Raw genomic sequence first — 13,850 nt, 5'->3', positions numbered from 1 at the left:
TCAGGTCAACGCACTGCCGATTTGGCCGCGCGCAGTAATCGATCGGACAACTCTCCTGGCCCCAGCGCCCGCGCCAGAGCCAGCCCACCCACCATCAAGGCCATGTCGGCCAGGGCTTTTTCGGTTTCTTCAGGGCTGGCCGCCAACTGCGCGACCATCAATTCCACATGCTCATTGAGCGCGACACGAAACGCTTCCGGCAGCCGCCCCAGTTCGCCGACCGATGCCGGGATCGGACAGGCCGATTCGGAGGAATCACGGTGCTTGCGCGACAGATAGAACGCCGCCACCAGCGCGCGGCGCTCTTCGCCGGTCAACTCCGCGTCCATGTCGGCAATCAAGTCACGGCGGTGACCGAGCAATTGCCTGAACGCCTCCAGCATCATCGCGTCCTTGCTTTCGAAGTGGGCGTAGAAGCCGCCGACCGTCAGGCCCGCCGCGCCCATCACTTCGCCCACGCTTGGCTCGGCCGGGCCGCGCTGAATCAGCGCTGCGCTGGCAGCCTTGAGGATGCGTTCGCGGGTTTGGGCTTTTTTATCGTTCATCGTTGCCTCCGAATATTACGATTGAAATATTATTCTCATAATAAATTTTAGCAAGTCATGGGCATGACCGCTGGTCTGAAGAACAGTTTTTTTGGAAATGGAGGAATTTGGCCAAACGCCAGACAAACAAAAGGGCCATTCAATAATTGAATGACCCTTATAAATCCCGCAGAGCGGGTAATCGTGGCGTCCCCTAGGGGACTCGAACCCCTGTTACCGCCGTGAAAGGGCGGTGTCCTAGGCCACTAGACGAAGGGGACACAAACCCTTCTATACAACTGATCAGTGCTGAGTGCTGATCGATTCAAGGCCGGTGTGGCCAGACCTTGAACTGTAAAATTGGTGGAGCTAAGCGGGATCGAACCGCTGACCTCCTGCATGCCATGCAGGCGCTCTCCCAGCTGAGCTATAGCCCCGGATTTTTCGCCTCGCGGCGGAGCGACATCTTGCAACATCGCTTCTGTAAAACTGGCGTCCCCTAGGGGACTCGAACCCCTGTTACCGCCGTGAAAGGGCGGTGTCCTAGGCCACTAGACGAAGGGGACGCAAACCCTTCTATACAACTGATCAACGCTGAGTGTTGATCGCTTCAAGGCCGGTGTGGCCAGACCTTGAAGTGTAAATTGGTGGAGCTAGACGGGATCGAACCGTCGACCTCTTGCATGCCATGCAAGCGCTCTCCCAGCTGAGCTATAGCCCCTCATCGTTGATGTCATCGCTGAGGACGGGGCGAATCTTAAGGGCGTATCGAAAGCCTGTCAAACTTATTTTTCAAAAAAATTAAAATTTTTTGCCGACATAACAATCACTTACCGCCCTCCCCCCCGAAAAATCGGGGTCTGAGGACCACTGCGCGCCCAACGACGGGCACACACAATGGCCATCAGCCCTTCATCAAGCGTGTCAGGCAATCGCGCCCAACAGCTTTTCCCACTCCTTGTTTTCTTTCTTCGACACGCCGCCCAGCAGGTCAATGGCCTGGCGCAGACGGAAACGGGTCAGGTCCGGCCCGAGGATTTCCATCGCATCGAGCACCGACACCGAGCTGGCCTGGCCAGTGATCGCAGCGAACATCAGCGGCATGGCATCACGCAGCTTCAGCTCCAGGGATTCGACCACCGCCTGAATGGTCGCGGTGATGCTGTCCTTTTCCCACTGACGCAGGCTTTCGAGCTTCCACAGGATCAACTGCATCAACTGACGAACCTGATCACCCGACAGCTTCTTCGATTCGAACAACTTCGCATCCGGGCTCACGCCACCGGCAAAGAAGAACCCGGCCAGCGGTGCCACCTGGCTGAAGGTTTCGACCCGGCCCTGTACGTGCGGTGCGATCTTCATCATGTATTCGGAATTGAACGCCCACTTCTGCACGCGCGCGGCGAACTCTTCCACCGGCAGGTCGCGCAGCCACTGGCCGTTGAGCCACGACAGTTTCTCGATGTCGAAGATCGGCCCGCCGAGGGACACGCGCTTGAGGTCGAAGTTGTCGACCATTTCCTGCAGCGAGAACTTCTCGCGCTCGTCCGGCATCGACCAGCCCATGCGACCCAGGTAGTTGAGCATCGCTTCCGGCATGAAGCCCATGCGCTCGTAGAACGTCACCGAGGTCGGGTTCTTGCGCTTGGACAGCTTGCTCTTGTCCGGGTTACGCAGCAGCGGCATGTAGCACAGCTCCGGTTGTTCCCAGCCGAAGTATTCGTAAAGCAGGATCAGCTTCGGTGCCGATGGCAGCCACTCTTCGCCACGCAATACGTGGGTGATGCCCATCAGGTGGTCGTCGACCACGTTGGCCAGGAAGTAGGTCGGCAGGCCGTCGGTCTTCATCAGGACTTGCATGTCCATGCGGTCCCACGGGATTTCAACGTCGCCACGGAGCATGTCCGGCACCACGCAAACGCCTTCGCTCGGTACTTTCATACGGATGACGTGCGGCTCGCCAGCGGCCAGGCGACGGTCGACTTCTTCCTTGGACAGCAGCAGCGCGCGGCCGTCATAACGCGGGGTTTCGCCGCGAGCCATCTGCTCGGCGCGCATCTGGTCCAGCTCTTCGGCGGTGCAGAAGCACGGGAAGGCATGGCCCATTTCGACCAGTTGCTGGCAATACTTCTGGTAAATGTCGCCGCGCTCGCTTTGACGGTACGGACCGTGCGGGCCGCCGACATCCGGGCCTTCGCTCCAGTCGATCCCGAGCCAGCGCAAGGCGTCGAAAATCTGCTGTTCGGACTCGCGGGTCGAACGCAGCTGGTCAGTGTCTTCGATCCGCAGGATGAACTCACCGCCGTGCTGCTTGGCAAAGCAGTAGTTGAACAAGGCGATATAGGCGGTACCTACGTGGGGATCCCCGGTAGGCGATGGCGCGATGCGAGTGCGGACGGTGGTCATGGCATGTCTCGAAAAGAATAAAAGCGAAGTTCAAACAAGGCGCGAATGGTAACAGGCGACACCCGCCCGGCTCCAGTGAACAGGGCATTTAAGCCAAGGTTGCGTCTGTAACGCCCGTACAGGGAGGTGAATGGCCGAAAATCAGCCGACAGCATTTACCGCTTATCGGCTGTATGCCAGATTTGCCCGCTGATAACTTCTCTTACAATTTCTCGACTACAGTTTGCCCCATGCCTGCCCAACTCAAGCGTCGCCTCTTCTCGTTCCTGCTGATTGTCCTGTTGATTGCCGGGGGCCTGTTTGCCCATTGGCTCTTGAAGGGGCGCTTTTATGAAAGCACCGACAACGCTTATGTCCAGGGCGAGATCACCCGCGTGTCGAGCCAATTGGGCGCGCGTATCGATCAGGTGCTGGTGCAGGACAACCAGCATGTCGAGAAAGGCCAGTTGCTGGTCAAACTCGAGGGCGACGACTTCCGCCTCGCTGTCGACCGCGCCAATGCCGCCCTGGCCACCCGCCAGGCCGAACGCCTGCAAGCCCAGAGTAAACTGACCCAGCAGGCCAGCCTGATTGCCGCCAGCGAAGCGCAAGTCGCGTCCAGCCAGGCCAGCCTGGGTCGCTCGCAGATCGACCTGACCCGCGCCGAGACCCTGCGCAAACCCGGCTATATTTCGGAAGAACGGGTGACCACCCTCTCCGCCGACAACCACATCGCACGCTCGCAAGTGGCCAAGGCCCAGGCCGACGCGCAAAGCCAGCGCCAGCAGGTCAACGCGCTGAATGCAGAGATCAAACGCCTCGACGCGCAGATCGCCAACGCCCAAACCGACCTGGCCCAGGCCGAACTGAACCTGACCCGCAGCGAAATCCACGCCCCCATCAGCGGCCTGATCGGCCAGCGTGCAGCCCGCGAAGGCCAATATGTGCAGGCCGGCGCTTACCTGTTGTCGATCGTGCCGGACGAAGACATCTGGATTCAGGCCAATTTCAAGGAAACCCAGATTGGCCACATGCAGCCCGGCCAGGAAGCCGAACTGACCTTCGACGCCTACAGCGACACCCCGATCAAAGCCCGGGTCGACAGCCTGTTCGCCGCCTCGGGCGCGCAGTTCAGCCTGTTGCCGCCGGACAATGCCACGGGCAACTTCACCAAAGTCGTACAACGGATTCCGGTCAAACTGACCTTCGCCGCGGACAATCCGCTGCGCGGCAAGATCCGCCCGGGCATGTCGGTCACCGCCAAGGTGAACATCAAGGACACCCCTGAAGAAATCACCCCCAAAGTGAGCCACAAAGACGCCCCTGACGATGGCCGGTGATCAACTGATCCGCCCGGTCGGCGAACCGACCCGGCGGGACTGGATTGCGGTGATGAGCGTGATGCTCGGTGCGTTCATGGCGGTGCTGGACATCCAGATCACCAACTCCTCGCTCAAGGACATCCAGGGTGCACTGTCGGCGACCCTGGAAGAAGGTTCGTGGATTTCCACTTCGTACCTGGTGGCGGAAATCATCATGATCCCGCTCACCGCCTGGCTCGTGCAGCTGCTGTCAGCCCGGCGCCTGGCGGTCTGGGTGTCCCTCGGATTCCTGGTCGCGTCCCTGCTCTGCTCCATGGCGTGGAGCCTGGAAAGCATGATTGTGTTCCGCGCCCTGCAAGGCTTTACCGGTGGCGCGCTGATTCCGCTGGCGTTCACCCTGACCCTGATCAAGCTCCCGGAACACCACCGCGCCAAAGGCATGGCCATGTTCGCCATGACCGCCACCTTCGCGCCCTCCATCGGCCCGACCCTCGGCGGCTGGCTGACGGAAAACTGGGGCTGGGAATACATTTTCTACATCAACATCCCGCCCGGCCTGATCATGATCGCCGGCTTGATGTACGGCCTGGAGAAAAAAGAAGCCCACTGGGAATTGCTGAAAAGCACCGACTACGCCGGCATTCTCACCCTCGGCGTCGGGCTCGGTTGCTTGCAGGTGTTTCTGGAGGAAGGCCATCGCAAGGACTGGCTGGAATCGAGCCTGATCGTAACCCTTGGCAGCATCGCGCTGGTCAGCCTGATCAGCTTTGTGATCGTGCAGACCTCCAAACCCAATCCGCTGATCAACCTCGGCATCCTGCGCAATCGCAACTTTGGCCTATCAAGCATTTCCAGTGTCGGGATGGGGGTCGGGCTGTACGGCTCGATCTACCTGTTGCCGCTGTACCTGGCGCAGATCCAGAACTACAACGCCCTGCAGATCGGCGAAGTGATCATGTGGATGGGCGTGCCGCAGCTGTTTCTGATTCCGCTGGTGCCCAAATTGATGAAATACGTCTCGCCCAAATGGCTGTGCACACTGGGCTTCGGGCTATTCGGGTTGGCGAGTTTCTCTTCGGGCGTGTTGAACCCGGACTTTGCCGGGCCGCAGTTCAATCAGATCCAGATCATCCGCGCCCTGGGCCAGCCACTGATCATGGTCACCATCTCGCTGATCGCGACCGCCTACATCCTGCCCCAGGATGCGGGATCGGCCTCGAGCCTGTTCAACATCCTGCGCAACCTCGGCGGCGCCATCGGCATCGCCCTGCTCGCCACGCTGCTGGATGCGCGGACCAAGGTTTACTTTGATTACCTGCGTGAATCCATCGTGCCGAGTAATCCGCAGGTCGCTGAACGGATCGCCTCACTGGCTGACAGGCTGGGCAATGAAACGGCAGCCCTGGGCAAACTCAGCGAGATCGCCCACCAGCAGGCGTCGATCATGGCCTACAACGATGCGTTTCATTTTGTCGGGATTGCGTTGGGGATCAGCATGGTGGCGGTGTTGCTGACCAAGAAGTTGCCGGAGGGGTTGAAGGCTGGGGAAGCACACTAATTGATACTTGCAGCGCCCTGACCGGCCTCATCGCGAGCAAGCTCGCTCCCACAAGGTTCGGTGTGATCCCTGTGGGAGCGAGCTTGCTCGCGATGAGGCCAGTTCAGACACTACAAATCAAACAGTAATCAACCGCTCGCGCAACTTGCCAATCTCATCGCGCATCTGCGCCGCCGCTTCAAACTCCAGATCGCGCGCCAACGCATACATCTTCTCTTCCAAGGCCTTGATACGCTTGGCGATCTCGCCCGGCGAGCGCAACTCCGCTTCGTATTTGGCGTTCTCTTCCGCAGCCTTGGCCATGCCCTTGCGCTTCTTGCTGCGCGAACCCGGCACGGTGGCGCCTTCCATGATGTCGGCGACGTCCTTGAACACACCTTTGGGGGTGATGCCGTTGGCCAGGTTGAAGGCGATCTGCTTGTCGCGACGGCGCTCGGTTTCGCCGATCGCGCGCTCCATGGAACCGGTAATCCGGTCGGCATACAGAATCGCCCGGCCATTAAGGTTACGTGCCGCACGCCCGATGGTCTGGATCAGTGAGCGCTCGGAACGCAGGAAACCTTCCTTGTCGGCATCGAGGATCGCCACCAGCGACACTTCCGGCATATCCAGGCCTTCGCGCAGCAGGTTGATCCCCACCAGCACATCGAAAGTACCCAGGCGCAGATCACGGATGATCTCGACCCGCTCCACGGTGTCGATGTCCGAGTGCAAATAGCGCACGCGCACACCGTGATCGGCCAAATAATCAGTCAAGTCTTCGGCCATGCGCTTGGTCAGTGTCGTGACCAGCACTCGCTCTTCCAGAGCGACGCGCTTGGTGATTTCCGACAGCAAGTCGTCGACCTGGGTCAGTGCCGGGCGAATCTCGATTTGTGGGTCCACCAGCCCGGTCGGGCGCACCACCATGTCAATGACGCGGCCAGCGTGTTCGGCTTCGTAGTTGCCCGGGGTCGCCGAGACGAAAATCGTCTGCGGGCTGATGCTTTCCCATTCATCGAAACGCATCGGCCGGTTATCCAGCGCTGAAGGCAAGCGGAAACCGTATTCCACCAGTGTCTCTTTACGCGAACGGTCGCCTTTGTACATCGCACCGACCTGCGGAACGCTGACATGGGACTCGTCGATCACCAGCAAAGCATCGGCAGGCAGGTAATCGTAAAGGGTTGGTGGTGCCGCGCCGGCTTCGCGGCCGGACAGATAGCGCGAGTAGTTTTCGATGCCGTTGCAGTAACCCAGCTCGAGGATCATCTCCAGGTCGAAACGGGTGCGCTGCTCCAGGCGCTGGGCTTCCACCAATTTGTTGTTGGAGCGCAGGTATTCCAGACGCTCCTGCAACTCGACCTTGATGCCCTCGACCGCGCCCATCAGGGTTTCCCGTGGCGTCACGTAGTGGCTCTTCGGGTAGAAGGTGAAGCGCGGCAGTTTGCGAATGACTTCGCCGGTGAGCGGATCGAACGCCGACAGGCTTTCCACTTCATCGTCGAACAGCTCGATGCGGATCGCCTCGAAGTCGGATTCCGCCGGGTGGATATCGATCACATCGCCACGCACGCGGAAGGTCGCACGGGCAAAATCCATGTCGTTGCGGGTGTATTGCAGGTCAGCCAGGCGTCGCAGCAATTCGCGCTGGTCGAGCCGGTCGCCGCGATCCACGTGCAACACCATCTTCAAATAGGTTTCCGGACTGCCCAGACCGTAGATGCACGACACCGTGGTGACGATGATCGCGTCTTTGCGCTCGAGCAATGCCTTGGTCGCCGACAAACGCATTTGCTCGATGTGGTCGTTGATCGAGGCGTCTTTCTCGATGAAGGTGTCCGAGGACGGCACATAGGCTTCCGGCTGGTAGTAGTCGTAGTAGGAAACGAAATACTCCACCGCGTTGTTCGGGAAGAACGCCTTGAACTCACCGTACAACTGCGCCGCCAGGGTCTTGTTCGGCGCCAGCACCAGGGTCGGGCGCTGCACCTGGGCGATCACATTGGCGATGCTGAAGGTCTTGCCCGAGCCGGTCACACCGAGCAGCGTCTGGTGCGCCAGCCCGGCTTCGATGCCCTCGACCATCAGGCGGATGGCTTCCGGCTGATCGCCGGCGGGCTCGAAACGGGTGACTAGCTGGAATTCAGACATGAAATACCTCTGGAATCACGCTTGCCGGCAAAACCGGCACGAACGAGAAAGACCGCAAACGACCGATGTCGCCCGAAGAAAAAACTGGATTGTGCTCAATGTGGAGCCGATTGCCAGCGCTTTCAAGGCAAACGTCCTACATCGCGCAAAACCTTTGCCGACGCCTTTCGACTAACGGTCGCAAAATAATCGGAAAAACTTACCTTAAAAGCCGAATAGCCTGTCGCCATTGATCGCGGATGGCCTCTATACTAGCTCCCCGTTTGTGCACCGCTCTAGTGCATTCGGCTGGAGCGCGACACGTCCCTCCACACTCCATTCAGAGCCGCCGCAATAATGAGCCTGTTCTCCGCTGTCGAAATGGCACCACGCGATCCAATCCTGGGCCTCAACGAAGCATTCAACGCCGATACCCGGACCAACAAAGTCAACCTGGGGGTCGGTGTTTACTGCAACGAGGAGGGGCGAATTCCACTCCTGCGCGCCGTTGTCGAAGCCGAAACCATTCGCGCCGCTCAACACGTTTCCCGTGGCTACCTGCCAATCGACGGCATCGCCGCCTACGACCAGGCCGTGCAAAAGCTGCTGTTCGGCAATGACTCGCCGCTGATCGCTGCCGGCCGTGTAATCACCACCCAGGCCGTTGGCGGTACTGGCGCACTGAAAATCGGTGCCGACTTCCTCAAGCAACTGCTGCCGAACGCCGTTGTGGCGATCAGCGACCCGAGCTGGGAAAACCACCGCGCGCTGTTCGAAACCGCCGGTTTCCCGGTGCAGAACTACCGTTACTACGACGCCGCGACCCACGACGTGAACCGTACCGGCATGCTGGAAGACCTGAACGCGCTGCCAAACGGCTCGATCATCGTGCTGCACGCCTGCTGCCACAACCCGACCGGCGTGGACCTGAGCCCGGCGGACTGGAAAAACGTCCTGGACGTGGTTAAAGCCAAAGGCCACGTGCCGTTCCTCGACATGGCCTACCAGGGCTTCGGCGATGGCATCGACGAAGACGCCGCTGCCGTACGCCTGTTTGCCGAGTCGGGCCTGACTTTCTTCGCCTCCAGCTCCTTCTCCAAGTCGTTCTCGCTGTACGGCGAGCGCGTGGGTGCCCTGTCGATCGTCAGCGAATCGAAAGAAGAAAGCGCGCGCGTGTTGTCGCAAGTCAAACGCGTGATCCGCACCAACTACTCCAACCCGCCGACCCACGGTGCCAGCGTTGTCGCTGCAGTGCTGAACAGCCCGGAACTGCGCGCCCAGTGGGAAGCCGAACTGGCCGAAATGCGCCTGCGCATTCGTGGCATGCGTACCCAGATGGTCGACCTGCTGGCACAAAAAGCGCCTCAGCGCGATTTCAGCTTCGTCGGTCGTCAGTGCGGTATGTTCTCCTACTCCGGCCTGACGGTTGAGCAAGTTCACCGCCTGCGCAACGAGTTCGGCATCTACGCCCTGGACACCGGCCGCATCTGCGTGGCCGCGTTGAACCAGAGCAACATCAAGGTTGTGACGGACGCTATCGTCCAAGTCATCTGATGACACCTTGAAATGAAAAACGGGAAGCCATGTGGCTTCCCGTTTTTTATTTGTCACAGATAATTTTCGGCAACTAGAGCGAGCCCTCTAAACTGCACACAACTATCCACTGTGGGAGCGAGCTTGCTCGCGATAGCGATTGTCCTGCCAACATCAATGTTGAATGTGATGCCCTCATCGCGAGCAAGCTCGCTCCCACAGGTTTGAATACACCCTGGAATTCCTGCGAGAACCCACATGAAAAACGATGACCTGCGCGCCGACCGTGATGACCTGGATGACCTGGATGACCTGGATCACTTCACCCCCCGCGCCCCGGCAAAACGCGGCAACAACCTGGTGATGCAAGTAGCCGCCGGTGTGTTTCTCGGCGGCCTGGCCCTGTGGCTGGTGCAATTGGGTGCCACGGCGCTCTACGCCAAACTGATGCTTGGCACGATTACCTTCGGCGGTTAAGCCAGTTCGGTCGCGCGCTGGCTGGCAGCGTCGTCGTAGGCGACATACAGCGATTCAGCGACCTGGCTCTTGATCGCTTTAGTGCTTTCCAGGCCCAGGACAAAACCTTCGGCCTTGCCGCCAGCACGGTTCAATGCTTCAGCGGTGCCGGCCTGAGTGATGGCGTCGAACAACTTTTCAGCGTAGGGGCCGACACCTTTGGGCAGGCTGATCTGAGAGATGCTCATGGGTGCATCCCGTGGTGTCGAGGTGTGAGGGTCAAATGATTCATGGCGCGTACCTTTTCGGCGAATGGCCGGCAGCGCGTGTCACCACTTCCGGGCAGCCATGGTAGACCTCTGGGGCGATCCTGGTAACCGCCAATCGCCGCTAAACCACCGCCCGTCCCGATGATTCGCTCAAATTGTTATTCGGTGCTTGACTTCTCTTTTTGAATCAGTAAGATACGCGCCATTCCGCGATAGCTCAGTTGGTAGAGCAAGTGACTGTTAATCACTGGGTCCCTGGTTCGAGTCCAGGTCGTGGAGCCAGACAGCAACATCGAAAAGCCCCTGAATCGAAAGATCCAGGGGCTTTTTTGTGGTCGATTGAAAAGCCACCGCCTGAAAAGCAAAAAGCCGATCTGTCCATTCGACAGATCGGCTTTTTTCAGTTGCCGTGAACGTCAGACATGCTCACTGCTTTTCGTGTGGACCGCCCGTGGTTCCGCCACGCCGTGTTCCGATTCCAGCACCGGAATCTCCTTGCCGTCGCAATCATGCAGTTTACCGTCGCTGAAGTAGTCCCCTTCACGCAACGCCGCCAGATCCTGATAACGCAGCACCCGCTCGGTACCGGCCGCAAACACCGATTGCTGGTCGGAGTTGCCGGCGGTGAGGTGGTTGAAGGTCAGGTTCAGCACGATGGCCATGATTGCCGAAGAACTGATGCCCGAATGGAAAATGGTCGCGAACCAGCTCGGGAAGTGATCGTAGAAGCTAGGTGCCGCGATCGGGATCATGCCGAAGCCAATCGAGGTCGCGACGATGATCAGGTTGACGTTGTTGCGGTAGTCGACCTTGGACAAGGTCCGAATGCCGCTGGCCGCGACGGTACCGAACAGCACGATGCCAGCGCCACCCAATACGGAGGTCGGTACGGCGGCGATGACCCGGCCCATGAAGGGCAGCAGACCGAGGATCACCAGGAACAGACCGCCGGTTGCCACCACGTAGCGGCTCTTGATGCCCGTGACCGCCACCAGACCGACGTTCTGGGCGAAGGCGCTCTGGGTGAAGGAACCGAAGATCGGTGCGAACATGCTCGACAGCATGTCGGCGCGCAGACCGTTGCCCAGGCGCTTGGAGTCAACCTTGGTGCCGATGATCTCGCCGACGGCCAGAATGTCCGCCGAGGTCTCCACCAGCGTCACCATCACCACGATGCACATCGACAGGATCGCAGCAAAGTGAAAGGTCGGCATGCCGAAGTGGAACGGCGTCGGGAAGCCGAACATCGGGCCCTGGGTTACGGACGAGAAATCCGCCATGCCAAGGAACACCGCGATCACCGTACCAATGACCATGGCCAACAGAATCGACAGGCGAGAGATGGTCGCACTGCCGATTTTGCTCAGAAACAGCACCAGCACCAGCGTTACCGCCGCCAGACCGATGTTCGCCATGCTGCCGAAGTCCGGCGCATGGCTGTTGCCGCCCATTGCCCAGCGCGCGGCTACCGGCATCAGCGTCAGGCCAATGGTGGTAATCACGATGCCGGTCACCAGCGGCGGGAAGAACTTGGTGATACGCGAGAACACCGGGGTTATCAGTAACCCGATCAGGGACGCCGCTATCACCGCCCCCAGCACCGATTGAAACCCGCCCTCCCCGCCACTGCTGACAATCGCCACCATGGTCGCGACGCCGGAGAAGGATACGCCCTGCACCAGCGGCAATTGACAACCAAAAAACGGTAAACCCAGGGTTTGCAGCAGCGTTGCCAGCCCCCCCGCAAACAATGAAGCAGCAATCAACAAACCGATGTCCGCCGGCGAGAGCCCGGCCGCCTGGCCGATGATCAATGGCACCGCGACGATACCGCCATACATGGTCAGAACATGTTGCAGGCCATAAGCCATATTCGCGCCGATCCCAAGATTTTCGTCCTCGGGCCGTTGGTGTGAAACATGGGGCGTTTTCATGGAGGGGGTTCCCTGGTTTTTGTTATGCGCACACTGTATGCAAGACATAGGACAAATGTCTATAGAGTTGTATACAACTTATCAGTCACAAAATGGATACTTGTCCATTTCCGCCTGACACCCACCCTCCTGGCCACGCCAAAAACCTTGAAATACATCCCTCGCCGCCCGCACCCGCGTGCTGACTAGTCTTTTGAATTCCTGGCGACCATCGGTAAGGCCCGCCTCTTCTACATACATATAAAGTATGCATAATGAAGTCATTCGAAATTCAGTTCCACAAGGCCAAGAACGCAGCCAACAAACTCAAGCACCAAGGCATCAGCCTCGCAGAGACTGAACCGGTATTCCATGACGAGCGAGCGCTGACCATCGAGGACAACCACCATGATGAACAACGCTGGATCACCCTGGGGCTGGACGGCAAAGGCCGATTGCTGGTTGTCGTGTACACCCACCGCGATCCGAATTTCGTTCGAATCATTTCCGCGCGCATCGCCACCAAAAGCGAGCGTCGTCAGTACCTGGAGGCATGACCGATGAAAGACGAATACGATTTCAGTAACGCCAGGCGGGGGGCCGTGGCGCCTGCCAAAGGCAAGACCCGCATTACCATCATGCTCGATGACGCAGTCATCGAAGCAGCCCGCGCACTGGCAGAACACGAGGGGTACGGCTACCAGACGGTGATCAACAATACCTTGCGCCGAGCCCTGCTCAACGAAGGCAAGAGCGCACACCTGAAACAAACCCTCACCCCTGCCGAACTCAAGGGGCTGGAGCAGAAACTGGCAGAGGCCTTGCGCGAAATCCAACGGGTGATGGAGCCGGGTGTTCGGCCCTGAAACACAAAGGGCCGATCAATCGGATCAGCTCTGTGCGATGTCCAGGATCAGCCTGTTACTGCGGTGCTGCGATCAATCGTTTCAGAGTCCGTGCCAATTGCGCCTGTTCCGGTACGCGAATGCCGAACTCGCTGCCCAGCAGGCCAATCAGTTCCTGAACATCCGTCACCTCCCGCCGCTCGCTGTCATGGCCAATCCGGTGAATCGCGAAGCTGCCATTGTTGAGCGTGCGTCGCCACCCCTCCCCGGTGCGTGCCACCATCAACTGCTTGACGAAAGACGACTCGGGGTGGGTCGAGACGTACCAGTTGCCCACAGCAAAATCGATATCTTCCTGGCGTTGCAGGTCGAAGATGTACATCGCTCGCCATTCACCCGCAACGTTGGCGCGCAGGGTAAAGCCGTCGACGTGCAGATCGATGCGATACGACTCGTGCGGGGTTGGTTGTTCGGCGCGGGTATCAAGCAACAGGGGCGCGGTCGGTACCATGCCGCCGAAGCCGACGTCGGTGATGTAGCGCACGTCATTGATGATGACCAGGCTCAGGCGGTGGGTCCGGGCAGTCCAGGAGCCCTCCGGCTGCCCCATCACCACCCGGCCGCTGATGGCACGGGCGTCGAAACCCAATTCCTGTAGCAAGGCCAGGAACAGGTTGTTGAGTTCGTAGCAGTAACCGCCACGACCTTCGTGCAAGACCTTCTGCTCTATGGACGGCAAGTCGATCAGCACCGGCTCGCCGGATAATGTGGTGAGGTTTTCAAACGGGAAAACGCCGGTATGGCGCAATTGCAGCTGGCGCAAGGTTTCCAGGGTCGGTGCTGGAGGTGCATCGAAGCCCAGGCGTTCCAGATACAAAGCACGGTCGGTCAGGCGTGGCTCGCTCATCGTTCAGTCCTTTTGCACGCAAGCGG

At 59.3% G+C, this 13,850-nt stretch carries 12 protein-coding genes and 5 tRNA genes; 7 read left to right on the top strand and 10 right to left on the bottom strand.

The window, feature by feature from the left end; genetic code table 11:
* Positions 1 to 5: 5 nt before the first annotated feature.
* From AC1Q6Y_RS17555 to gltX, 6 genes are all read right to left on the bottom strand, one after another.
* Positions 6 to 545, bottom strand: coding sequence for a TetR/AcrR family transcriptional regulator (locus AC1Q6Y_RS17555; protein WP_057715584.1), 540 nt, complete (start codon positions 543 to 545; stop codon positions 6 to 8).
* 184 nt (positions 546 to 729) lie between these two features.
* A tRNA-Glu gene (locus tag AC1Q6Y_RS17550) sits at positions 730 to 805 on the bottom strand.
* Between the two features lie 80 nt (positions 806 to 885).
* Positions 886 to 961, bottom strand: a tRNA-Ala gene (locus AC1Q6Y_RS17545).
* A gap of 53 nt (positions 962 to 1,014) precedes the next feature.
* A tRNA-Glu gene (locus AC1Q6Y_RS17540) sits at positions 1,015 to 1,090 on the bottom strand.
* A 79-nt stretch (positions 1,091 to 1,169) separates the two neighbouring features.
* Positions 1,170 to 1,245, bottom strand: a tRNA-Ala gene (locus AC1Q6Y_RS17535).
* Positions 1,246 to 1,448: 203 nt separating this feature from the next.
* A complete protein-coding gene (gltX, locus tag AC1Q6Y_RS17530) occupies positions 1,449 to 2,930 on the bottom strand; it encodes a glutamate--tRNA ligase (RefSeq protein ID WP_407515330.1) in 1,482 nt (493 codons plus the stop codon).
* A gap of 230 nt (positions 2,931 to 3,160) precedes the next feature.
* Here gltX and AC1Q6Y_RS17525 point away from each other — a divergent pair, with 230 nt between their 5' ends.
* Positions 3,161 to 4,249: an HlyD family secretion protein gene (locus tag AC1Q6Y_RS17525; RefSeq protein ID WP_492624876.1), complete on the top strand. Its 1,089-nt coding sequence runs from the start codon at positions 3,161 to 3,163 to the stop codon at positions 4,247 to 4,249.
* Positions 4,239 to 5,789 (top strand): MDR family MFS transporter, encoded by a 1,551-nt coding sequence (locus tag AC1Q6Y_RS17520; RefSeq protein WP_090454206.1) that lies wholly within the window; start codon positions 4,239 to 4,241, stop codon positions 5,787 to 5,789. The genes AC1Q6Y_RS17525 and AC1Q6Y_RS17520 overlap by 11 nt, the downstream gene beginning before the upstream one ends.
* Positions 5,790 to 5,906: 117 nt before the next feature.
* Here AC1Q6Y_RS17520 and uvrB read toward each other — a convergent pair whose 3' ends face one another.
* Positions 5,907 to 7,922, bottom strand: a complete 2,016-nt coding sequence (gene uvrB / locus AC1Q6Y_RS17515; RefSeq protein WP_057715588.1) for an excinuclease ABC subunit UvrB — start codon at positions 7,920 to 7,922, stop codon at positions 5,907 to 5,909.
* A gap of 336 nt (positions 7,923 to 8,258) precedes the next feature.
* Between uvrB and AC1Q6Y_RS17510 the strand changes: the two genes are divergently transcribed.
* Together AC1Q6Y_RS17510 and AC1Q6Y_RS17505 are read left to right on the top strand one after the other, a co-directional pair.
* Positions 8,259 to 9,455, top strand: a complete 1,197-nt coding sequence (locus tag AC1Q6Y_RS17510) for an amino acid aminotransferase (protein ID WP_057715589.1) — start codon at positions 8,259 to 8,261, stop codon at positions 9,453 to 9,455.
* Positions 9,456 to 9,692: 237 nt separating this feature from the next.
* Positions 9,693 to 9,911, top strand: a complete 219-nt coding sequence (locus AC1Q6Y_RS17505) for a hypothetical protein (RefSeq protein WP_492624875.1) — start codon at positions 9,693 to 9,695, stop codon at positions 9,909 to 9,911.
* On the opposite strand, the gene AC1Q6Y_RS17500 is transcribed toward AC1Q6Y_RS17505, so the two are convergent.
* The gene (locus AC1Q6Y_RS17500) at positions 9,908 to 10,138 is read right to left on the bottom strand and encodes a hypothetical protein (RefSeq protein ID WP_492624874.1); all 231 of its coding nucleotides are present in this window, start codon (positions 10,136 to 10,138) and stop codon (positions 9,908 to 9,910) included. The genes AC1Q6Y_RS17505 and AC1Q6Y_RS17500 overlap by 4 nt on opposite strands.
* Before the next feature lie 227 nt (positions 10,139 to 10,365).
* Between AC1Q6Y_RS17500 and AC1Q6Y_RS17495 the strand changes: the two genes are divergently transcribed.
* Positions 10,366 to 10,441, top strand: a tRNA-Asn gene (locus tag AC1Q6Y_RS17495).
* Between the two features lie 134 nt (positions 10,442 to 10,575).
* Here the strand turns inward: AC1Q6Y_RS17495 and AC1Q6Y_RS17490 are convergent.
* Positions 10,576 to 12,093 (bottom strand): nucleobase:cation symporter-2 family protein, encoded by a 1,518-nt coding sequence (locus AC1Q6Y_RS17490; protein WP_057715592.1) that lies wholly within the window; start codon positions 12,091 to 12,093, stop codon positions 10,576 to 10,578.
* Between the two features lie 254 nt (positions 12,094 to 12,347).
* Here AC1Q6Y_RS17490 and AC1Q6Y_RS17485 point away from each other — a divergent pair, with 254 nt between their 5' ends.
* Together AC1Q6Y_RS17485 and AC1Q6Y_RS17480 are read left to right on the top strand one after the other, a co-directional pair.
* Positions 12,348 to 12,629 (top strand): BrnT family toxin, encoded by a 282-nt coding sequence (locus AC1Q6Y_RS17485; protein ID WP_492624873.1) that lies wholly within the window; start codon positions 12,348 to 12,350, stop codon positions 12,627 to 12,629.
* Between the two features lie 3 nt (positions 12,630 to 12,632).
* Positions 12,633 to 12,938 carry a BrnA antitoxin family protein gene (locus AC1Q6Y_RS17480; RefSeq protein ID WP_090454198.1) on the top strand — a complete coding sequence of 102 codons (306 nt, stop codon included), beginning with the start codon at positions 12,633 to 12,635 and terminating at the stop codon, positions 12,936 to 12,938.
* Positions 12,939 to 12,993: 55 nt separating this feature from the next.
* On the opposite strand, the gene AC1Q6Y_RS17475 is transcribed toward AC1Q6Y_RS17480, so the two are convergent.
* A complete protein-coding gene (locus tag AC1Q6Y_RS17475) occupies positions 12,994 to 13,824 on the bottom strand; it encodes an arylamine N-acetyltransferase family protein (protein ID WP_489340135.1) in 831 nt (276 codons plus the stop codon).
* Between the last annotated feature and the right edge of the window lie 26 nt (positions 13,825 to 13,850).

The sequence above is a fragment of the Pseudomonas sp. GW823-FHT06E10 genome (genome assembly GCF_058794995.1).
The sequence above is the reverse complement of the archived record's forward strand: the minus strand, read 5'-3'. Positions and strand labels throughout refer to the sequence as shown.